The organism is Mesorhizobium sp. L103C105A0 (assembly GCF_000502215.1).
Taxonomy (GTDB): Bacteria; Pseudomonadota; Alphaproteobacteria; order Rhizobiales; family Rhizobiaceae; genus Mesorhizobium.
This window is the reverse complement of sequence record NZ_AYXF01000015.1, coordinates 70,705-90,267: the sequence shown is the minus strand read 5'-3', so window position 1 is coordinate 90,267 and position 19,563 is coordinate 70,705. Positions and strand designations below refer to the sequence as shown.

Below are 19,563 nucleotides of genomic sequence, written 5' to 3'. Positions count from 1 at the left end.
GGGTGTATTCCCGACTGCATTTTGCGTCTTAGAGGAAAGCCGAAGCAGACATCATCAAAGGCATCCGCCATTGTTAATCCCGTCCCCAACCTGCAGCCGTGCCCGTTCCCACAAGCCGAGCCGCCGCTTGACTTAGTGGCATGTCGATCACCGTGATTCCGCTTGCCGCAAGGAAACGCGCTTCGTTTCTGGTAAGGGTTTCCGCGTCCATTACGGTGCAATAGGGACCGCGGGAGCGCTTCATGATCTGTCTGGCGTAGGTGCGCAGCATCTGATCGTTGAAGCGGCAGCCAACGAAGAAAAATCCACGGGTGATGCGCCGTTCCTTCACGGCGTCTGGGATCGGTGTCTGGATATCAATTTCGGACAGGACTTCGACGTAGTCGGAATCTGCGACGAGAAAGTTTTGCGCGGGCGTAATACTCCCGTGAGGTGAATAGAGAACCGTCTTGGCCCCCAATCGGGGGTCGAGCTCCCTCCCGGACAAATCGTAGGTTTTCGTCCAAATGTTGCCGATTTCATTCGCGCGCGTGACGCCTTGTATCTCAACGACGTCCGTTCGGCCGGTCTCTACCAGAGCCGTGCGCATCGCGCTGTCATACCAGCTGTCGATGATGAGGGAGAGTGGCAGCCTTGCGAGCCAGGCGTGGAAGGGGGTCGGCCCCACCGGCGCTGCGAATATGTCGGTCATCCAAGCTTGAAGCGTCCGGCGATGCCGGCGCTGTTCGATGAACTGTGCAACCGACCACATATTGGTGCGGATCCTGGAAGGGGCTGGAGCCCGTGCATTGAGTGCCGCGGCAACAACCTCCGGGGTATGCGGCACAGGCGGTTCCACACAGTTCAACTCAAGAAGACCCGGACCGAGATAGGGGATCACCTCATCGGCGGCGAGCGCTTCCTTCGCCAGGTCAAGCAGCTTTTCAGCAAAACTGTCCCGCACGATGACGAGGTGGCCCGATGTCAGAATCGTGTTCATCTCGTTTCCTCGCGACGCACCCAGGGGCAGCATCAGCCCTCTTCGGAAATCTTCCTTGCCTCGACGGTGATCGGCAGACGCGTATCACGTGGGAGATCGGGTAGGAGGAGCCGCCACCCGTTCCTGAGCGTGACCGTTCCGCCCCACAACTCTTCCTTCTCGAGTTTGATGATCGGCTCTTCGAGGTCCTTTTTGGGGACATACGCCGACAAACCAGCATCGGTCCTGCGGATCATGACTTTCATCTGGCCGTCCCTTCATTGGTATTGCTTTCAGCACTGCAGGGCGCCTCGGCCTTGTCGAGGCTCATCAGTTCACGCGCTCGCATACCGACGACGGTGCCACGGTCGATCCACTCGACCGCATAGATGAAGAACTGCTGGAGAAAGGTGCCAATGTCGCGCACATATCCCTCGTCCCCCTTCCGCACGAGATTTTCGCCGATCTCCCTGCCAGGATAGGTGCCGTCATTCCTTATGTGGCGAGTGGCACGTACCCGCTCTCCCGGCATGAATCGTGGAGGCCTGCGGATTTCGATCTCCTCTTCGCGTCCGAGCGACATGTCCGTTCCCTGATTTCTCTTGCGGCTGAGATTGCGAACAAGGCGTTCCATGCGTCCTGCGTAGGCAGCCCCCAACCATGTCGGCAGTCCAATGTCCGTTACGCAGGAACGCAGGTCTTCGGCACCGGACATACCGAGGCACATTGCTGCGCATCGAAGACCCCCTCGCATTCGGTACACTTCTGTGACTCGATCACGTAGCTCTCGCCTTTGAACTTGATCGCGCCGGAAGGACATTCGAATTCGCAGGCGCCGCATTGGGTGCATTGGGATGCGATGATCTTGAAAGCCATTTTAACTCCTGGTCCGAATGAATGAGACAGCTCAGGCCGTCGCCGCGAGTGTGGGGGTCCCAGATGCGGCGATGTAAATCGCGCTGATTGCTGTCTCGATATAGTCATGGGCACAGGCGTCGGTGGCTCTGATTCCAGCCTCCGCGAGCTGATCCTGCGGGCAATTTCCAATCTTGGCGCACAGCACGATATCTATGCCTTGAAGCGCTGCGATGACGCCATCGAGGGCGGCTTCTGCGCCCCAGCCGCCAAGGCAATACTTGTCCACCTTCCGATGCCCGACGAAGCTGATCCCTTTCAGCGAGGCTTGATAAACCTGGAATTCCTTCGCATGGCCGAAATGCTCATTGACGCGGCCGCCGCCCTTGGTCGCCACCGCGAAGAGAAGGGACTTGCCGGGGCTCGCTGCCTTGACCAATCCGATCGCTTCTCTCCTAGCCTCGACGTGATCACGGCGCTCCTCCGCGACCAGCTCCCGATAGGCCTTGCGTTTGCTGGCATCGTAGGTGACCTCGCCGGGAATCCGGTCGACGGTGAATTCCTGGCCACGATCTTCTCCGAGCAGGCCCACGGCATCTGCCCGGCACTGCCGGCAGTGCCGCATTAACTGGGCGCCACCTTCGACACGATCCTGAAGAGCCTTCATCTCCATTGCGTTTGGGCCGCGCTGCCCGCTCAGTCCGTAATGCGTGCCGTGTGCCGGGTCCGAAATCAGCGGCATAAGGTTGTGCAGGAACGCGCCTCGCTCCTTAACCCATCTATTCACCTCGATCAGATGCTCATCGTTCACGCCCGGGATCACCACCGAGTTGATTTTGGTGAGGATGCCCCGCGCGGTAAGCATCTCCAGGCCCAAGATCTGCCGCTGGTGCAGGATCCGGGTGGCTTCAATGCCGATGTAGCGGCGATGATCGTGAAAGATCCAAGGATAGATCTTTGCACCGACCTCAGGGTCGACCATGTTGATCGTGATCGTCACGTGATCGACATTCATGTCAGCAAGCTCATCGACATGGTCGGGCAGCGCCAGCCCATTCGTGGATATGCAAAACTTGATGTCTGGGATTTCCCTGGCGACCCTGGCGAAGGTCGCCTTCGTCTTCTTCCAGTCGTAGCAGGCGTCGCCCGGTCCGGCGATGCCGAGCACGGAAAGCTGCGGCACCTCGTTGGCGACCGCGATCACCTTGCGTAGCGCCTGGTCGGGCGTCAGCTTTTCAGAGGCTACCCCAGGCCGGCTTTCGTTGGCGCAGTCATATTTGCGATTGCAGTAGTTGCACTGGATGTTGCAGCCCGGCGCGACCGCGACGTGCATACGCGCGAAATAGTGATGCGCCTCTTCTGAAAAGCAGGGGTGATCCTTGATCTTCTCCCAGACAGCCGGATCCGTGTCGTCGGGCTTTGTCGACGAGCCGCAAGACGAAGACGCGCAGCCACCGGGTTTCATGGTGCCAAGCAACTGGTCACCGAATGTCGTGCTGAGGCTCTCAAGCGAAATTGCCGGTGCAGACATGAACGGCTCCGTTGCTGCGTGATGTCGCAGTTCAAAGCGCAAGAGCTATGCCAGCTCAAAGAGCTGTTTCGGTTCACGAATAGGCTTCTCGTGTCAGATTCCTTCGGATTGCTCCGACACACCTTTGTCGGGCTTACGACAGTGGACAAGCAAATAGGTCGCGAGGCTAGCAGCCTCGGGCGCGCAGAGTGTGAGCGAGACCACTCCGGGCTGCTTACGCTTGACGTCATCGCGGCGTCTGGAATTTCTTCACCTTGATACCATGCCGGCCCAGGGCGTAGCCGATTTGCCATGGCGTGAGGCCGAGGATACGAGCCGCCCTGGCAGAACCCAACCGGCCTCTTGTCAATCGCGTCGATCAGCCGGTTGCGTGCCGTCAGATGCGGGCGACAAGCGGCATGGCTCGGATGCGGCCGTAAGAGGAGATACCTTGCTGCGGAGGCGCCGATGCGACTGGCCGGCAGCCGCAATTCGCTTGATCTGTTACGGCCTGTGATATGAGGCGGCGAGTGCCTGATTGAGGTGCGTGGGTATTGCCGGCAGTGGCGGCAATCTCCGGCTCTCCTTCAGCGTCCAGACGACGCCTTCTCCATCACCCGTCTGCAGAAATGTGGGCAGGACGTTCACGACAATTGGCCAGCGTATGGCGAGCGTAATCTCCAGCTCGCTTGGCGCGGTCAGCACCTTCACATATCGTAGCGTCCCTGAGCGCGGTATCTGCATAGGGCATGCGTGCGCCGGTCATCCGAATTTAAAGAGGATTCCGAAACCGCCGCGTGGATAGTTCCACTCGATCTCACCAGTCGTCCCGCACAAAATCCGGCAGGTGCCGCACTCCATGCAGCCGTCGGCAGTGATCTCCACTTGACCCTTGTCGTTCAACTCATAACATTTCGCCGGGCAGACGTGGGTCAGCGCGAGCAAATTCGCGCTCGGCTTCTGGTGCGGTCGCACTTTGATGTGCGGGCGGCCGGAATCCACCAAGTAGCGGTTCTGGTAAAGCTTGTCCTCGACACGTGACTTCGTCGCTGCGCTGGTCATTTCGTCTCCCCTCAGCGCCACGCCAATGCAAGGCGGACCGCGTCGCTGACCAGCCCCCAGCGCGAGCGCGCCTTGATGAAGGCCGCCGTGGTCGCCTTTTCCTTCTCGATCTTCGGCGTGCCGTCGACACGCATGAAGTTCTGCGCAGCTTGCGACATCAACCGCGGATAAGTCGTGAAATAATTGCATGAATTGGTGTGGAGCAAGGCCGGCATGTCCTTGTATTTCCTCAGGTCCTTGACCACGAAGGACTTGTCCAGCATGGCTTTGTAAAGGGCGAGATTCCGTTTGTTCATCGGACCGTTGCGGCTCTTGACCTCGACGATTGCCTCAGCCGCAATGCGGCCGGAGGTCATGGCGAGGTTCGAACCCTCGCGGTGAATCGCGTTGTTCAGTTGCGCGGCATCGCCGACCACGACCCAACCATCGCCAAAGAGCTGCGGAATAGCCTTGTAGCCGCCTTCGGGAATGAGGTGTGCGGAATATTCTTTCACTTCCGAGCCGGCGATCAGCGGCCGGATCGAAGGATGGCTCTTCAAGGCATCAAGGAGAACGTAGGGGCTCTCGACCATCGCGGCAAAATCGGAGACGAGGCAGCCAATGCCCAGTGAGATGGACTCCTTGTTGGTATAGAGGAAGCCGAGCCCGGCCATGCTGCGGGAGGTCGTGCCCACCGCCTCGATCACGCAGCCCTCATCGCCCTTTACGCCGAACCGCTGCTCAATGACCTCTTCGGGCAAGAAATGCATTTCCTTGACGGCGAGGGCCACGGTTTGCGGCCTTGGCATCTCGCGCAGGCCGGCTCGAGTGCCAAGCAGTCCGCAGACACCTTCTGCGAGAACGACCACGTCCGCGTAGATGGCTCCGCCCGCCCGGTCTGTGCGGACGCCGATCACCCTGTCCTTGGCGTCACGGATGAGTTCCGTCACGGTCGTCTCGCACAGAACGGTCGCGCCGGCCGCGCGCACCTTACGCGAAAACCATTTATCGAACTGGGCACGGATGATCGTGTATCGGTTGGGCTTCGCCTCATTGAAGTCGTCCGACCTATAGTGAATCCCGGTATGGGATGTGTCGTCCATGACCCAAAGCCGCTGTTCAACCAAATGCCGCTCGAGAGGCGCATCATCCCGGAAATCCGGGATGATCTTCTCCAGCATGTTCGCGTACATGATGGCACCCTGGACATTCTTGGAGCCCGGATATTCACCCCGCTCCAACTGCAGCACCTTCAGGCCATGGCTGGCCATGGTGTAAGCAGCTGCGTTTCCGGACATGCCTGCCCCAACAACAATGGCGTCGAAGTTTTCCTCGATCATGTCCATCCCTTAGCTCGCAAGCTTATCGCGACTGTGGGGCGACAGCCGCCGGGTGAAGGCTTCCGTCAGTGCGGGCAGGAAGCGGATCGCGTCGGTGACGATACCGAGGTGAGCGAAATCGAAAATCGGCGCGTTCGGGTCGGTGTTGATGGCCACGATGAGATCCGCCCCCTCCACGCCAACCCGATGCTGGACGGCGCCGGAAATCCCGGCCGCTATGTAAAGCTTCGGCCGGATGGTCTTGCCAGTTTGGCCGATCTGCCGATCAGCTGGCATCCAGCTCTTCTGGACCAACGGGCGCGAACAGCCGTGCTCGGCACCGATTGCTCGTGCGAGGTTCTTCACAAGCTGCAGGTTCTCCGCCGCGCCAAGACCAAGGCCTCCCGCAACCACGACGTCGGCATAGGCAAGGTTTGCCTTCGCCGACTGATTGTCCGGCAGGAAGCCGAGGACTTTGGTAGCGATCTCATCCTCGGCAAGCGAAAGCTTGTGCCGGATGACACGCCCGACCGGTTTATCGGTCCGCTGCGGCATGGGCATGACCCTCGGTCGCACGGTCGCCATCTGCGGGCGGAAATTGAGCGTATAGATCGTGCACAACAAGGAACCGCCGAAAGTCGGACGCGTGGCGGCGAGCGAACTGTCGGTATCCACATCGAGTTCGGTGCAGTCGGCCGTGAGCCCCGTCTGCAAGGTCGTCGCCACGGAGCCGGCAAGATCCCTGCCCAGTGTGGTGGCACCGAGAAGAAGGATTTCGGGTTTGTGGGTATCGACCAGATCCGTCAGCGCCTTGGTGAAAGGTTCATTCCGATAGTCGGCGAGCAGGGGCGCCTCGGCGATGTAGACAAGGTCAGCGCCATACGCGAATGCTTCGGCAACGGCGTTCCCGACGGCCTCTCCCGGCGGCCCAAGCACGACGCCTGCAAGCTGGACCTGAAGCTTGTCTGCTAAGTTGCGGCCTTCGCCGAGCAGTTCGAATGATACCGGATGGACCTCGCCACGTTCGAGCTCGATGAAAACCCAAACGTGCCGGTAGTCCTTGAAATGAGCGGGCAACTCCTTCTTTATGCCGGCGCGGCCGGCGGCAGGGCGAGGGGTTTCTCGGTTCGCGGTCGACATCGTTTTGCTCCTTGCCGTCACGCGCCGCCGTTAAAGGCGAGCTCATGTTCCAGCGCCGGCTGGCGGGTGAAGATTGCGGTGATGAGTTCGTCAGCGACATCGCGCAAGGCCTTCTCGGCGGTGTCGATTTGTGCCGCCTTTTCAGCTCGAGCAGGAGGGGCGAAAACACGTTTGACGACCGTCGGTGAACCGCGCAGGCCGCACTTGGTGAGATCCTCAATGCCGGCGTCGGCCGCGCTCCATTTCAAGACCTGGCTCCGCGCGGCGCACAAGGCGTCCTGGATCGAGCCCCGGCGGATCTCGTTTGTGCCTTCCAGCATGGTGATGAGGCAAGGGAGCCTGCTCTTCAGCATCTGTGTGCCGCCTTCGGAGCGGCGCTCGACCTTGATCTCGCGTGCAGCAAGGTCGACAGAAGGGATCTTCGCGACATAGGTCAATTGCAGGAGTCCGAGGCGCTTGGCGATGCCGGGCCCGACCTGGGCGGTGTCGCCATCGATCGTCTGCTTGCCGGTGAAGACGAGGTCTGGCGTGCCGAACGTCTCGCCAATCTTCGCGATTGCCTGGGAAAGGGCGAACGAGGTTGCCAGCGTGTCGGAGCCGGCAAAATAGCGGTCGGTCAAGAGCACCGCTCGGTCGGCGCCGTAACCGAGCGCCTTGCGCAGCGCGTCCTCTGCCATGGGCGGACCCATAGTGAGCACAGTGACTTCGCCGCCATGTGCGTCGCGCAGTCTGAGCGCTTCTTCGAGGGCGAACAGGTCGTAAGGGTTGATGATGGTCGGAACACCCTGGCGCATGATCGTGTTCGTGACCGGGTGGACCCTTATCTGTGCCGAGTCCGGCACCTGCTTGATGCAGATTACGATGTGCATTGGCGGTTTCTCTAGGCTCCTGTCCGGGTGCGGCATTGCGGTTATCTCCTTGATCCGCATTATTCGTGCCAAGTCTCTTGCGCTGCCCCCTTTCCTACAACTTCGGCTGGTTGCTTCTGACGGCGCTGTGGTGATGACCGGATTTGGCGGCTGCTCGACATTGTCGCGTCGCACCCTTGTCGCCGATCATTCCCGTCCGAACCGCTTCAGTACCGAGTCGAACGGAACAAAGGTGTGACCCGGCGCGGCAGGTTTGTTCGGATCGTGGTCCTTGAGCACCTTGAAGATCCGATGCGCGAGCGGCGAGGAAATGGCAAAGTCCTCGTAAGCGCGTTCGAGCGTCGCGCGCACCCTCGCGGCAATCACCTGGTCGGGCAGACCGGAGAAATCTTCTCCGGCGAGGTATTGGCCCACACGCTTCATGATATGGAGCCGCGAGACATTCAGTACCTTCGGGTCATAGGCGACGCCTAGGACTGAGAAGAATTCCTCTGCAGCCGACAAGCGCTTCAGTCGTGCGAGGATGTCAGTGACATCCATGGGGCGGCTGTCAGCGGAACAATTCATTGCATTCTTCCTGGTCGCAAAACTGTGGCCTCTGTGCGCTCGCGCACGGCTGACTTGGACCCGCACAGCTCGATGAGGGATCCCTCGCTGCACATTCCATCGTAGAGCTCGACCAGTCGAGTTGCAGTGACGGTCGATTTGGTCTCGGCCGCCTCGCGCCGGACGCGGGCCACCATCGCGGCTGCCAGATCCGGGTCGAGATCGCGACCGCTTTCGCTCAACACATGGGCAATCGCAGTGGCGCCGGAATGCTTGCCGATGACGATCCGCCGGCAGCGGCCCACGAGAGTCGGATCGAGCCCCTGATAAGTACGCGAGTCCTTCAGCAGCCCTGCGACGTGAATGCCGGATTCGTGGGTGAAAACATCGGCGCCGACGACTGGCTTAGTGGCCGCGGTCGGCCGGTGGGCGGCCCAAGCCACCTGGGCGGCGAGGCCGGGCAATGCGGTCAGCTCAATGCCGGTGTCTGCGCCGTCGAAGACCGCCATTGCGGCGGCCACCTCCTCTAGCGCGGCATTGCCCGCACGCTCGCCGAGCCCCAGGACGGTGACGGAGGCATGGCGCGCGCCTGCGCGGATCCCGGCCAGCGTGTTGGCGGCAGCAAGTCCGAGATCGTTGTGCGCATGAAATTCAAGGTCGATTGGAGACTGCACCACGAGCTGGGCGACAAGTTCGAAGGTCGAAAACGGGTCGAGAACACCGACTGTGTCGGCCAGCCTCACGCGGCTTGCGCCGGCGCGTGCGGCCGTCTCGATGACGCGGGCGAGATGATCCCGATTGGCCCGCGAGGCATCCTCGCAGCCCACCGCGACGAAGAAGCCGGCATCGGCGGCGCGCCTGACCATATGATCGATGACCTGGAGCGCTCCCGCCTTGTCGAGGCCGAGCTTGGCGGCAAGTTGGATGTCCGACGCAGGCAGCGACAAATTGACCGCTTGGACGCCGCTCTCGATCGCTGCATCGAGATCCAACGACGTCATCCGGCACCAGGCCATGAGCCGAACCGGAAGACGCCGCGCTACCACGGCGCGAATTGTTTCCATCTCGTCGACGCCCATGACCGGCGTGCCGATCTCGATCTCTGTCACGCCAGCCGCCGCAAGAGACTCAGCGATCTCCAGCTTTTCCGTCGTGGTGAAGGCGACGCCCGGCGCCTGCTCGCCATCGCGCAAGGTCGTATCGTTGAGGGAGACATGACCGGTCATGACAGGCAGCCTGTTCTTCTGCGGCTCACGCATAGACCGGACTACCCGGCCCAGAACCGGAAAAGCTGCGCAGCTTCCCCACGATTCCCGGCATGACCTCGAGCACCCGGTCGATGTCCTCTTCGCTGTTGTCCCGCGCCAAGGAGAAGCGGACTGCCGCGTGTGGCGTTTTCATCGCGCTTAGGACATGGCTTGGTTCCAGAGAGCCGGAGGTGCAGGCCGAGCCAGAGGAACACGCGATGCCAATGCGGCTGAGGAGAAGTGGAATTCCATCACTTTCGACATGTTCGAAGGAGATGTTTGCGGTGTTGGGCAACCGTTGCAAGGGATCACCAGTGACACAGGTGCTTGGGATGCGCTGGAGGATCCCGCCCTCCAGGCGATCGCGGAGCGACTTTACCCGTGTGGTCTCGTCGTCCATGAATTTCAAGGCGAGTTCGGCCGCCGTGCCGAGCCCGGCTATGCCGGGCGTATTCTCGGTTCCAGCACGCCGGTTGTGCTCTTGGTGACCCCCCTTGATCAGCGAATGGAAATCGACGCCACGTTTTACGAAAAGCGCACCGATCCCTTTCGGCCCGTGCAGCTTGTGGCCGGAGAGCGACAGCATGTCGATTGCGGTCGACTTCAGGTCCATCGGAAGCTTGCCGACCGCCTGCACAGCATCGGTATGGAATAGGGCGCCCACTTCCTTGGCCAACTCGGAAAGCCTTGCCACGGGGAAGATCACACCAGTCTCGTTGTTCGCCCACATTATTGACACGATTGCAACCTGTGGGGTGAGGGCGGCCATATAGGCGTCGAGATCGAGCCGACCACGGCAATCCACCGGGATCCTGTGCACCTTGAGGCGGCGGGTCTTCTCAAGATGCGCGCAGAGCGTCAGCACGGCGGGATGCTCGACCGCGGACGTCACGATCTCGGTTCGGTTGGGCGCCGCCTCGAGCGCTGAAAGAAGCGCTGCATTGTCGCTTTCTGTCCCACCCGAGGTGAAAGTGATCTCATCCTCGAACTCCGCGCCGATCAGAGCTTGCAACTGCCTCCGCGCCTTTCTCACCGCCGCACTGACTGAGGCGCCAAGAGCGTGTGCCGACGAAGGGTTGCCGAATTGATCCCTAAAGAACGGCAACATCGCTTGCACGACCTCAGGATCGACCCGTGTGGTTGCGTTGTTGTCGAGGTAGACAGGCTTCATAGGTGCGATCCTCAGTTAAACAGAATGACGCGAGCGCTAGACCGACTCGTTGAGCCTCTGGCGCATGCCGTTGATGATCATTTGAACTGGCAGCGCGCGCAGGCGCCCGAAGTGTTTGACGTAAACCGGATCTCCGTCGATATGGACATGTTCGCAGTGGCCGTAGGTCAGCCCGCAGGTAAGGACGCCCGAACGCGATAACGCTACCGATGAGCCGAATTTGGCGCAGCGGCGCGATTTGTCCGCAAGCAGCTCGGGTGCCACCAGGAACCGAGCTGCTTCGGGAGGCGACGTTCTTTGAATCCTACTGGGAGCGAATGGCGGTCCCGAGATCGGCTTTGACCTTGTCTTGTTTTTTAGGACGGGGACATCTGTTGTGCCGGCCATATAAGTCTCCTCTGCCGCAAAATCACTCTGTCGGCCGCACAGACGCTTCGGGCGTTTAACTGAAGGACTTGCCGCAGCCGCACTTTTCGCGCGCATTGGGGTTATCGAAGACAAAACCGGAAGATTGGAGCCCGGTGAGGAAGTCGACGGTCATGCCGGCTACATGGGGTTGGGAGCCCGCGTCCACGAACAGCTTGACCCCATCTGTGTCAGTGATCGCGTCGCCCTCGCGCGACACGCTCTCCAGGCCCATTAAGTATTTGAAGCCTGCGCAGCCGCCGGCCTCGACCATAATGCGAAAGCCTTCCGCCGGCTCGCTGGCACGGCAAAGAGCAGTCTTGAAGGCGGCAACAGCGTTGTCGGTGAGCGTAATCATGGCTCCATTCTCCTCAGTCCGCGACCTGCTTGCCCATCACGTTGCATGCACCGTGCCAAAGCCAAAAAACGTTTCAACACAGCGCGGCATCTCTCGCACTGGTGCCTCTTGATTGCTGATAAGGTGTCGGCCAATCGACACGTGCTGTCGGGTTTGTCGGGTCCGGCACGAGGGATGTTGGCCTGAGTTCTTGGGTGAACTCACATCACCAAGGACAGAACTTCTTCTGAGCTTGCCTCGGCGCAATTGGCACGGTTTTTGAAGCTCCGTTTGGCGAGACGGCAAGAGCATGCCGATCCACAACCATGCCGTGGGTGCCATCGCGATGATGGGGCGAAGCAAGGGAGTAACATGTCAGGACCGTGGTCAGATACGCGTTGTTGGCAAAGCAGCGCCGCTCGTGGCATCCGAATGCCCGCTTGGCCGATTGCGACAACATCCATACTGGCTCACCACCGCCCAGTAGCCGCCGACCGGCTCGATGGGATGCCATCGGCATGTGGCTGCTCGCCGGCTTTCGCATCGGTGCGACGCCGTGCGCACGCTGTCCAGCGACACCTTGTTCATGGGCCAGCAGCAGATCAGGATCGAGCATTTCGGCGCGCCTTATCGGCTGAAGGTTCCCGGGCAGGGCAGATGATCCTCACACGTCGTAGAAACAGGGGTAAGCATGGACCAACGCGAGAAACCGTCGCCCGACGAAATCCGGCGGGCGTGCAAAGACAATCCGAAGATCCGGGAGCATGATCTCGCCGCTCGATTGGGCATTTCGGAAGCCGAGTTGGTCGCGGCGCATTGTGGTCACGGCGCGGTGCGCATCGAGCCGCGCGTCGATGATCTGCTGACCGGCCTCGAAGCGGTCGGCGAGGTGATGGCGGTCACCAGCAACGAAAGTGCCGTGCACCAAAAGATTGGCGTCTACGGCAAAGTGGTCACCGGCAACCAGCATGCCATACTGCTCGGCGACGAGATCGACCTGCGCATCTTCCCGAAAGCGTGGGCGTATGGCTTCGCCGTCGAGAAGCGCGAGGGGGCCGAGATCCGCCGCAGCCTGCAATTCTTTGATGCCACCGGCGAGGCGATGCACAAAGCTCATCTCACGCCCGCCTCGAACCTGCAGGCCTATCAGGATCTGACGGCAGAGCTTGTATCCCCCGACCAGGAGCCGATCATATCGCTCGAGGCGAGCGGGGCGCGCGATAACGCAGTGAGTCCAGACCACGCCACCACGGTCGACGACCTACGCGAGCACTGGGGCCGGCTAAGCGACGTGCATCAGTTCTACCATATGTTGAAGACACTGAAGCTCAGCCGCTGCCAGGCGATGCGTATGGCCGACGAGGATGACGCCTGGCTACTCGACAATGATGCCATTGGCGCCCTGTTCCAACAGGCGGCCGAAGACGAGATGCCGATCATGTGCTTTGTCGGCAATCGTGGTTGCATTCAGATCCATTCCGGCCCGATCAGGTCGGTCAAGCAGATCGGGCCGCGGATCAATGTGCTCGAAGAGACCTTCCATCTGCATCTTAGGACCCATCGCATCCGCGAGGTCTGGGCCGTGCGCAAGCCGACGAGGGATGGTCACGTTACGTCCATTGAAGCCTATGGCGCGGACGGCAAGATGATCATCCAGTTCTTCGGCACGCGCAAGGAAGGCGAACGCGAGGGCAGCGACTGGCGGTTTCTGGCCGAGAGTCTGCCACGCGTTCCCGGTCCGACCTCCAGGGGTGTGTTGACTGCCGACAGGTCCTCGGATTGAATTGGCCGCGATAGGACTCAGCACCACGTTCCGACAGCGGCTCGCGAGCAAATCTAGGTCCATGAGCGGAAAGGATGCCGTCGTAGCGCATGCGCATGGTCAGGTGATGCACGCCGGAATGGACCGCATCTATACAGTCAAGCTGGTCGCCGGTCGGCACCGGTGCGCACGAGTGCATCGCCGTCTGCCGGAAAAGCCTTGCAGCGCCTGCGAGCGATAAAACGCCATCGGCGCCGAACCGAAGCGCGGCTTGACCTTTTTGATATTTCCGATCGTCTCGCGCAAGCGCCGTCGGGTCTTCTCGGACCGCACCCGATCCTTGCGCTGGATCGCGTCGTTGCTCAATCCGGGCCGTGCGAGCGATCTACTCGCTCGTCGACCGGCAGGCTGTGCAGCAACAGACAAGCCGAACAGCCCGATGTCGCGGGCTCGACAAAACCGACCACGGATGTCGGTTGTCGGACGTTGTCATAAGAATGATGGACAGGTGATCATCAGCGGCAGACCCAGCGCAGGCTGGCATTGCTTGGTGCACCGCCATGGCTACCCTATCCGGCACGCGACTTGCTTCGACAATTTGATCAGCAGGGCAGAGGTGATTGACCAGTCTCTCAACCCTAACGGGGAAGCGGCCGCTTTGCTTCATGACCGGAGCGCGGCGGAGATGCCCCTCTGATCGACTTCGCAACCCATCTCATCCGCGCTGGTGCAGGTGGGCTGTATCAGGCGACAGAATCTAGAAGGCGCCCGACAAGAGACGTGCCCATGCTGGAAATCGACTTTATGAACAGCGGTGCAATCTCAATTGAGCCATGAACGCCAATGTAGAGAAAACAAAATGGCGACCAACCCCGTTCCAGATCATGTCCCGCCCGAAATGGTGAGGGACTTCAGCCTGTTTACATCGCCAGGGATGCCACCAACACCCAACGGGGATCCACACGCAGCTGTCGCTTGCGTACATGACGGGCCTCCGATCTTTTACTCCCGCTACAACACGCAAGATGGCCGGGGTACCTGGGTCATCACCCGTGCCGCGGACCAACGGAAGGTGCTGCAGGACGCAGAGACTTTTTCCAGCCATCGCAGCATCTTCTCCTCCATACTGGGTGAGAACTGGCCGACGATCCCGCTTGAGCTCGATCCACCGGCCCATGGCGTCTTTCGCTCACTGCTTAATCCGCTGCTTTCGCCAAAGCGGGTGTTGGCTTTGGAACCGGCTGTCCGCGAACGGGCGGTCGAGCTGATCGAAAGGATCGCCGCGTCGCGCACAAGCTGCGACGTGATGAAGGATTTTGCCTTTCCTTTCGCGGTGAGCACCTTTCTTCGCTTTCTGGGGTTGCCTGATGACCGACTCGATACATTCGTCGGCTGGGGGAAAGATCTGCTCCACGGCGACGATAAGGAACGACCTGTGGCTGCCCGGACGATCGTGGCATTCATCGACGAACTTGCAGCCATGCGCCGCGATGAGGCGATTGACGATTTCATGACCTTTATAGTGCAGGCACAGGTCGAGGGCCGCCGGCTGACTGACACCCAAGTCCGCGGCATCGGCGTGCTTGTCTTCGTCGCTGGGCTCGACACGGTCGCAGCAGCTATAGGCTTTGACTTGGCGTACCTCGCACGCAACCTCAAAGATCAGCAATTGCTGCGGAGCGAACCGGACCGCATCCCGCTCGCAACCGAAGAATTGCTGCGGGCCTATCCGCCCATTCAGTTGATCCGCGTGGCCACGAAAGATATCGACTTCGAAGGCGCGCCGATCCGGAAGGGGGACTATGTTTCCTGCGCCACGATGATTGCCAATCGTGACCCGGCGGAATTCGAATGCCCCAACACGATTGATTTGGAGCGGGAGGACAACCGCCACGCAGCGTTTGGCTATGGTCCCCACCGTTGCCTTGGCTCACACCTTGCCCGGCGCGAGATTGTCATTGGCCTGGAGGAGTGGCTGGCGCGCATCCCGGCTTTCAGGATCAAGCAGGGTACGGCGCCGATAACTTCTGGCGGCCATGTGTTCGGGATCGAAAATTTGATCCTGGACTGGTCTTAGGCCCGCCCCGAGCCCGGGCACAGACAATGGAGGCAGCGCCATGCGCATCATCGTCCAAAAGGCCAAATGCCAGGGCCACGCGCGATGCGCGGCGCAAGCGCCGGACATCTTTAAACTCGATAATGACGGTTACATCCTGCCTGGTGACATTGAAGTTGCGGAAGGGGAGGAACTGCCTGCATCACGAGGCGCGCGATCCTGTCCTGAACGTGCGCTGGAACTCACTCGCTGACGCTCTGGATGAGACGGCATTCAACCGTGAGTCTGGCGGCTTGAACCATGTGGCCGCACTCAACACGCGACCTCTGTCCCGCACGGTTCACGTCCAACTCTGCGGGGCAAATTCCGGCGCCAGTGTTCCCCGTGAGGCGCAAACGGCAGGGCCGGGGTTCGCGAACCTCTTCGAATCACAGAATTTGCGCCAGAGCCGATGGACCAGACGAGAATTGCCGAACTACTCGACGCGAGGCGACCCGGAGTGCCGTACCGAAGAACTGCCCGACCCATGTTGCGGCAGGCCGGGTCTCTGCATGATTTGATAGGGCGAAACCAGGAGAACGCGCCATATTTGCCCAACATTATGCCCGGCTCAGCACCGGCCAATGGCCGCAGCTGGAGAGAAGGTTCGACCAGCATGTGCTTGCCTGTGTGCTTTCACGTGCGCTCGAGGAGATCGAGGCCGGCGAGGCGACGGCGACGGAGGCAACCGGACTTTCGCGCGCCGAGTTGCGCGATGTCCTGTCCCGCTGTTTCCCTGCTTTTCCTATCAACGCGTTTGCCTTGGAAGAGGGGAGCGAGCCTGAGCCGGATCTGGAAGAAGAACTTCTGCGCGGACTGCTGCTGGCGCATGCCCGGCCCGACGACAAGGCAAGCGCCCGCTTCGCCAAGATCATCGCCCGGCGTGCCATGCGCAATGACCACCTCTGGCAAGACCTTGGCCTTTTTAGTCGAAGCGACCTCGGCCGCCTGCTCGCCTCGCATTTTCCGACGCTGGCGGCCGGCAACACCCAAAACATGAAATGGAAAAAATACTTTTACCGAAAGCTCTGCGAGGCCGAAGGCTTTTCGCTGTGCAGCTCCCCCAGTTGCCGGGACTGCAATGATTTCGAAAGCTGCTTCGGCCCGGAGGAAGGCGAAAGCCGCCTCACACGGACCAAGGACAACGCCCAGGATTGAGAGCCGCTTGCGTCAGTCGTACAGCGTCAGAGCTCGCGCCGCGCCATCTGTCTGTTGTCAAATCTCGACGGACGCCTTGGGGGATTTGAATACTGTGCGCTCGCGATGCTCGCTTCGGCGGGTCGTCGTCATGGCAGGCGCGAGTCGAATGTTTGTTAGATGCCGCCACAACCTAAGCCGGCATCATCAATCGCTACAAGCGCAAGGAGTTGAAGGACACGCTGCGCGATCTTGAGCAGGCCGGACTTGGTGACCAGCTCGTTAGGTTTTCCAATTCATGAGTGGCTAGAGCGATGGCTGTACTGGCGTTCGATCTCGTTTATTTTTCCGGCCTGACGGCAGACCAACTGCTAGGCAGCGTCATCTCACTTCTGGCGTGTTTGCTCCTTTATAACGCTCTGGCTCCGGACCGAGTTAATCGATAGGTCGGCGGCCGCTCGGCGTAACTGCTAATGCCCTGATACGATTTTAGGAAACGGGGTCTGCAGTGTTTTCTTCCGCTTCGGCGCCACATAGCTTTCAACCAGGCGAAATGCTCGACGTCGACAGTTACCAGCGGCCGTAGGTTGATGGTCACCGTGTTTGGCGCTCAGAACTTCCTGCGTGCTAGTCAATGGCGAGCATCGGAAGCGATTTTGCAGGTTTTGCGCTGACGGGATTCTGGCTCGGCCCGCCGGTCGGGTTCGTCAAAAGGTGCTAATATAGCGTTGTATGTCCGATCGGCGGTAGTAGCCGCTTACTGATCGCCGGACGGTCATCCCTGAGCCTTGTTGCACCGCACCTGGAGTGCTTGGGGAATGATATTATCTGACAAATGGAAAAATCACGTAGGAGCCAAAGTAAAATTTTATTATATGTGACTCCTGAGAATTACCAAGTAATGATCCAAGAACGAATCTTTCGCGGGCCGTTAAGTTGTTTTTCAACTCTAGTGCGTCACTATGGGGTCCGTAGGTCCCAAAAAATGTCCCATCCTTTGCAGGGCAACAAGGAGGCGTACTATGGCAAGAATTTTTGAAATTCTTACGGGCAGTCTGACTGCCGGATGTGTTCTCGTAATTCTTTGCATGCCAGCGACTGCAGCTGGAATTAATGTCGGAGGCGTCGGCGGGGTATCCGTCGGCAGCGGAGGCGCCAGCGCTAATGTGGGCGGCAACAGCGGCGCTACGGCTAGCGTNGTCGGCGGGGTATCCGTCGGCAGCGGAGGCGCCAGCGCTAATGTGGGCGGCAACAGCGGCGCTACGGCTAGCGTATCCCTAGGCGGTTCTGGGGCAAATGCCGCAGCCTCCGTCGGCGGCACTGGCAGAGCGACTGCTTCCATTGGCACCGGCCGCGCCAATGTCGGTGTCGTCACCGGGGTCGGTACCGACGTAAATGTCGGCGTTGGAACCAATCCAGCCGCCAACCCCAGCAACCCGACCGCTTCGAGCAACCCGAATCTGGCTAGCGTTGTCGGCGATATGTCGAACGCCCAGGTCACTCGGATGAAGAAGCGCTGCGTCGAAGTGCTTAGCAACGAAGANATCGAGCAACCCGAATCTGGCTAGCGTTGTCGGCGATATGTCGAACGCCCAGGTCACTCGGATGAAGAAGCGCTGCGTCGAAGTGCTTAGCAACGAAGATACCTATGATCGTGAGCTGCGCCGGCTCTGCTTGCTGATCTCGCGCCGCTAACCAGCGACCCCTTTCCGACCTGTCGGGGCTGTCGACATGACACTCTCCAGTTCCGGCAGTGGAAGCCCGCCCGCCGAAAGGTTGGCGGGCTTTTACAGTCAGCGGTTTTCCATCCGCAGCAGGCAGGATGTTTAGGCACTTTCGCGTATGTAAACGTTGACACTTAAGGCGCTTTCGCCTCGTAGGCAAGTTGTGTAACGCCTTGTTCTTGAACAAAAAATGTGAGAACGCCTAGTTGCTTAAGCGAAAAGCGCCTTACCGAGCGGATATCAAAAATAAACATTGTAGCGATCTTGCAACCGCCCGAGGCCGCTTTTACGCGTTCGGAGCAAGTCTAAGGCCGATAAGTCATCGTTTTGCTTATGTTTCTTCACCTCACGGTGGCGGTAGGTGTAGCCGGGAATGTCCTGCAAATGGAACGTATTGCCGGGAGGCGAGTAGCGGTAGATAAATCCGAATTGGTCGGAGATCCCGTTGACGCTCGTATAAGTGATCTCGCCATACAGATACATATCGAAGGGAACCCGCCCCTATGTGAGTATCGGACAGGAAAAGCTCATTCAGCACATTGTTTGTGATAGGGCCGCCGCGATCAAAAGCTGCAGGGCTAAGAGCATCGTCTGCCCCGAGCACCCGTTCAACGTCATTGATTTCTCCGGGATGCTAATGCGGAGTTGGCGGCAAGTTGCAAAGCCGGAGGCTCGCCCGAATCTCGTTTATGATGGCAGGAGTGCGTCCGAAATTCTTGATCGAGTATGCCGCTTCCGGAATTGGTCTTTTGTTGTCGGGCTTGTCAGCCCAATCGTGCGTCACCCCCACCAACGGTTTGGTGGCGGTGACGAACAAATACGAGCGCTCGATATCGAGCAAAGCCTTTTCGGCAATGTCGGCGCTGCGCTGGGTGTGCCTAGCAGCCTCTTTGGCGTAGTAAGCAGCGGCCATAGCAGCGGCGAGCGTGAAAGCACCCACGATAGCGCCAATGGTGGTCCAGTTCGCCGACTGTTGGGCAGCGTCGGCAGCGTTCCACTGGGCACACAGATCGGAACTGCGATCATCGTGACCTGCTTGGCATGGGTTAGTGTAACTTGGGGGTTCATTTGCCTGTTGGACTGGCGGAGGGCTTGCCGCAACAGGGTTGCCTATGGTCTCTTGATGCTGTTCGGAATGTTGGGGCTGAGTGCTCTTGCGCTCGTCTGGCGGTAAAGCCGCCCCGAGTAAAACTACTCCGAAAGCCGCAATGAGGATGCCCCGATAGCGTCTAAGCATTGCAGTAAGACGCAGCGCTAAAGCCCCCCGGCTTATTTTGTTGTTCAAATTACGCTCGGTTTCGTGAATGTCCATAGTCGCCAATTTTTCGGCGAGTTGGGCATAGGTAACGCCCTTCCGCTTCAACTCTGACTTCAAAAGGTTCTTGGCTTTCGTCTCGTATTCGACGGTCTGCGGGTCGTCCTTGCCTGCCATCGCCTCGCCTCAAAA

At 59.8% G+C, this 19,563-nt stretch carries 22 protein-coding genes; 5 read left to right on the top strand and 17 right to left on the bottom strand.

The window, feature by feature from the left end; translation table 11 throughout:
* Positions 1–73 precede the first annotated feature (73 nt).
* The 15 genes from X727_RS138250 to X727_RS1000000169225 all read right to left on the bottom strand — a co-directional run bounded on the left by X727_RS138250 (position 74) and on the right by X727_RS1000000169225 (position 12,014).
* Positions 74–979: an SIR2 family protein gene (locus X727_RS138250; protein ID WP_023835189.1), complete on the bottom strand. Its 906-nt coding sequence runs from the start codon at positions 977–979 to the stop codon at positions 74–76.
* Positions 980–1,011: 32 nt separating this feature from the next.
* Positions 1,012–1,224: a putative nitrogen fixation protein NifT gene (gene nifT, locus X727_RS138255; protein ID WP_023807985.1), complete on the bottom strand. Its 213-nt coding sequence runs from the start codon at positions 1,222–1,224 to the stop codon at positions 1,012–1,014.
* A complete protein-coding gene (locus X727_RS138260) occupies positions 1,221–1,541 on the bottom strand; it encodes a nitrogen fixation protein NifZ (RefSeq protein WP_023807986.1) in 321 nt (106 codons plus the stop codon). The genes nifT and X727_RS138260 overlap by 4 nt, the downstream gene beginning before the upstream one ends.
* A 98-nt stretch (positions 1,542–1,639) precedes the next feature.
* Positions 1,640–1,834, bottom strand: coding sequence for a 4Fe-4S dicluster domain-containing protein (locus X727_RS138265; RefSeq protein ID WP_023672218.1), 195 nt, complete (start codon positions 1,832–1,834; stop codon positions 1,640–1,642).
* Positions 1,835–1,865: 31 nt separating this feature from the next.
* Positions 1,866–3,344 carry a nitrogenase cofactor biosynthesis protein NifB gene (gene nifB / locus X727_RS138270; protein ID WP_023835188.1) on the bottom strand — a complete coding sequence of 493 codons (1,479 nt, stop codon included), beginning with the start codon at positions 3,342–3,344 and terminating at the stop codon, positions 1,866–1,868.
* A gap of 741 nt (positions 3,345–4,085) precedes the next feature.
* Complete coding sequence (locus X727_RS138280) at positions 4,086–4,385, bottom strand: ferredoxin family protein (protein ID WP_023806340.1); 300 nt, start codon at positions 4,383–4,385, stop codon at positions 4,086–4,088.
* A gap of 11 nt (positions 4,386–4,396) precedes the next feature.
* Entirely contained in the window at positions 4,397–5,704 is a 1,308-nt protein-coding gene (locus X727_RS138285; protein ID WP_023807989.1) for an FAD-binding protein, read from the bottom strand.
* 9 nt (positions 5,705–5,713) lie between these two features.
* Positions 5,714–6,823 carry an electron transfer flavoprotein subunit alpha/FixB family protein gene (locus X727_RS138290; RefSeq protein ID WP_023835186.1) on the bottom strand — a complete coding sequence of 370 codons (1,110 nt, stop codon included), beginning with the start codon at positions 6,821–6,823 and terminating at the stop codon, positions 5,714–5,716.
* Between the two features lie 17 nt (positions 6,824–6,840).
* Entirely contained in the window at positions 6,841–7,692 is an 852-nt protein-coding gene (locus tag X727_RS138295; protein ID WP_023672212.1) for an electron transfer flavoprotein subunit beta/FixA family protein, read from the bottom strand.
* Positions 7,693–7,878: 186 nt separating this feature from the next.
* Positions 7,879–8,259, bottom strand: a complete 381-nt coding sequence (gene nifW, locus X727_RS138300) for a nitrogenase stabilizing/protective protein NifW (protein ID WP_023835185.1) — start codon at positions 8,257–8,259, stop codon at positions 7,879–7,881.
* The gene (gene nifV / locus X727_RS138305) at positions 8,256–9,464 is read right to left on the bottom strand and encodes a homocitrate synthase (protein WP_023835184.1); all 1,209 of its coding nucleotides are present in this window, start codon (positions 9,462–9,464) and stop codon (positions 8,256–8,258) included. The genes nifW and nifV overlap by 4 nt, the downstream gene beginning before the upstream one ends.
* Before the next feature lie 25 nt (positions 9,465–9,489).
* Positions 9,490–10,656, bottom strand: coding sequence for a cysteine desulfurase NifS (gene nifS, locus X727_RS138310; RefSeq protein ID WP_023685015.1), 1,167 nt, complete (start codon positions 10,654–10,656; stop codon positions 9,490–9,492).
* Positions 10,657–10,692: 36 nt separating this feature from the next.
* A complete protein-coding gene (locus tag X727_RS1000000168170) occupies positions 10,693–11,043 on the bottom strand; it encodes a hypothetical protein (protein ID WP_155923619.1) in 351 nt (116 codons plus the stop codon).
* 55 nt (positions 11,044–11,098) lie between these two features.
* Positions 11,099–11,419: an iron-sulfur cluster assembly accessory protein gene (locus X727_RS138320; RefSeq protein WP_023672207.1), complete on the bottom strand. Its 321-nt coding sequence runs from the start codon at positions 11,417–11,419 to the stop codon at positions 11,099–11,101.
* 205 nt (positions 11,420–11,624) lie between these two features.
* Positions 11,625–12,014, bottom strand: a complete 390-nt coding sequence (locus tag X727_RS1000000169225) for a hypothetical protein (protein ID WP_245274216.1) — start codon at positions 12,012–12,014, stop codon at positions 11,625–11,627.
* Between X727_RS1000000169225 and X727_RS1000000169220 the strand changes: the two genes are divergently transcribed.
* The 5 genes from X727_RS1000000169220 to X727_RS138335 all read left to right on the top strand — a co-directional run bounded on the left by X727_RS1000000169220 (position 11,985) and on the right by X727_RS138335 (position 16,413).
* Positions 11,985–12,059: a hypothetical protein gene (locus X727_RS1000000169220; RefSeq protein ID WP_245274215.1), complete on the top strand. Its 75-nt coding sequence runs from the start codon at positions 11,985–11,987 to the stop codon at positions 12,057–12,059. The genes X727_RS1000000169225 and X727_RS1000000169220 overlap by 30 nt on opposite strands.
* A 30-nt stretch (positions 12,060–12,089) precedes the next feature.
* Entirely contained in the window at positions 12,090–13,181 is a 1,092-nt protein-coding gene (locus tag X727_RS138325; protein ID WP_023672205.1) for a hemin-degrading factor, read from the top strand.
* An 838-nt stretch (positions 13,182–14,019) separates the two neighbouring features.
* Entirely contained in the window at positions 14,020–15,237 is a 1,218-nt protein-coding gene (locus tag X727_RS138330) for a cytochrome P450 (protein ID WP_023835182.1), read from the top strand.
* A gap of 40 nt (positions 15,238–15,277) precedes the next feature.
* Positions 15,278–15,469: a ferredoxin gene (locus X727_RS1000000167160; RefSeq protein ID WP_081725572.1), complete on the top strand. Its 192-nt coding sequence runs from the start codon at positions 15,278–15,280 to the stop codon at positions 15,467–15,469.
* A gap of 332 nt (positions 15,470–15,801) precedes the next feature.
* On the top strand, positions 15,802–16,413 hold the full coding sequence (locus X727_RS138335) for a nitrogen fixation protein NifQ (protein WP_023687343.1): 612 nt from the start codon (positions 15,802–15,804) through the stop codon (positions 16,411–16,413).
* A 1,943-nt stretch (positions 16,414–18,356) separates the two neighbouring features.
* Here the strand turns inward: X727_RS138335 and X727_RS138340 are convergent.
* Together X727_RS138340 and X727_RS1000000169215 are read right to left on the bottom strand one after the other, a co-directional pair.
* Positions 18,357–18,599 (bottom strand): hypothetical protein, encoded by a 243-nt coding sequence (locus X727_RS138340; protein WP_023835180.1) that lies wholly within the window; start codon positions 18,597–18,599, stop codon positions 18,357–18,359.
* Positions 18,600–18,750: 151 nt separating this feature from the next.
* Complete coding sequence (locus X727_RS1000000169215) at positions 18,751–19,548, bottom strand: DUF6471 domain-containing protein (protein ID WP_245274211.1); 798 nt, start codon at positions 19,546–19,548, stop codon at positions 18,751–18,753.
* Between the last annotated feature and the right edge of the window lie 15 nt (positions 19,549–19,563).

Coding starts and splice junctions, on each gene's coding strand:
- X727_RS138330 (WP_023835182.1), top strand. CDS start 14,020: ATGGCGACCAACCCCGTTCCAGATCATGTCCCGCCCGAAATGGTGAGG.
- nifW (WP_023835185.1), bottom strand. CDS start 8,259: ATGAATTGTTCCGCTGACAGCCGCCCCATGGATGTCACTGACATCCTC.
- X727_RS1000000169225 (WP_245274216.1), bottom strand. CDS start 12,014: ATGCTCGATCCTGATCTGCTGCTGGCCCATGAACAAGGTGTCGCTGGA.
- X727_RS138280 (WP_023806340.1), bottom strand. CDS start 4,385: ATGACCAGCGCAGCGACGAAGTCACGTGTCGAGGACAAGCTTTACCAG.
- X727_RS138340 (WP_023835180.1), bottom strand. CDS start 18,599: ATGTATCTGTATGGCGAGATCACTTATACGAGCGTCAACGGGATCTCC.
- X727_RS138320 (WP_023672207.1), bottom strand. CDS start 11,419: ATGATTACGCTCACCGACAACGCTGTTGCCGCCTTCAAGACTGCTCTT.
- X727_RS1000000167160 (WP_081725572.1), top strand. CDS start 15,278: ATGCGCATCATCGTCCAAAAGGCCAAATGCCAGGGCCACGCGCGATGC.
- X727_RS138250 (WP_023835189.1), bottom strand. CDS start 979: ATGAACACGATTCTGACATCGGGCCACCTCGTCATCGTGCGGGACAGT.
- nifV (WP_023835184.1), bottom strand. CDS start 9,464: ATGACCGGTCATGTCTCCCTCAACGATACGACCTTGCGCGATGGCGAG.
- X727_RS138325 (WP_023672205.1), top strand. CDS start 12,090: ATGGACCAACGCGAGAAACCGTCGCCCGACGAAATCCGGCGGGCGTGC.
- X727_RS138260 (WP_023807986.1), bottom strand. CDS start 1,541: ATGTCGCTCGGACGCGAAGAGGAGATCGAAATCCGCAGGCCTCCACGA.
- X727_RS1000000169215 (WP_245274211.1), bottom strand. CDS start 19,548: ATGGCAGGCAAGGACGACCCGCAGACCGTCGAATACGAGACGAAAGCC.
- X727_RS138295 (WP_023672212.1), bottom strand. CDS start 7,692: ATGCACATCGTAATCTGCATCAAGCAGGTGCCGGACTCGGCACAGATA.
- X727_RS138290 (WP_023835186.1), bottom strand. CDS start 6,823: ATGTCGACCGCGAACCGAGAAACCCCTCGCCCTGCCGCCGGCCGCGCC.
- X727_RS138285 (WP_023807989.1), bottom strand. CDS start 5,704: ATGATCGAGGAAAACTTCGACGCCATTGTTGTTGGGGCAGGCATGTCC.
- nifT (WP_023807985.1), bottom strand. CDS start 1,224: ATGAAAGTCATGATCCGCAGGACCGATGCTGGTTTGTCGGCGTATGTC.
- X727_RS138265 (WP_023672218.1), bottom strand. CDS start 1,834: ATGGCTTTCAAGATCATCGCATCCCAATGCACCCAATGCGGCGCCTGC.
- nifS (WP_023685015.1), bottom strand. CDS start 10,656: ATGAAGCCTGTCTACCTCGACAACAACGCAACCACACGGGTCGATCCT.
- X727_RS1000000168170 (WP_155923619.1), bottom strand. CDS start 11,043: ATGGCCGGCACAACAGATGTCCCCGTCCTAAAAAACAAGACAAGGTCA.
- nifB (WP_023835188.1), bottom strand. CDS start 3,344: ATGTCTGCACCGGCAATTTCGCTTGAGAGCCTCAGCACGACATTCGGT.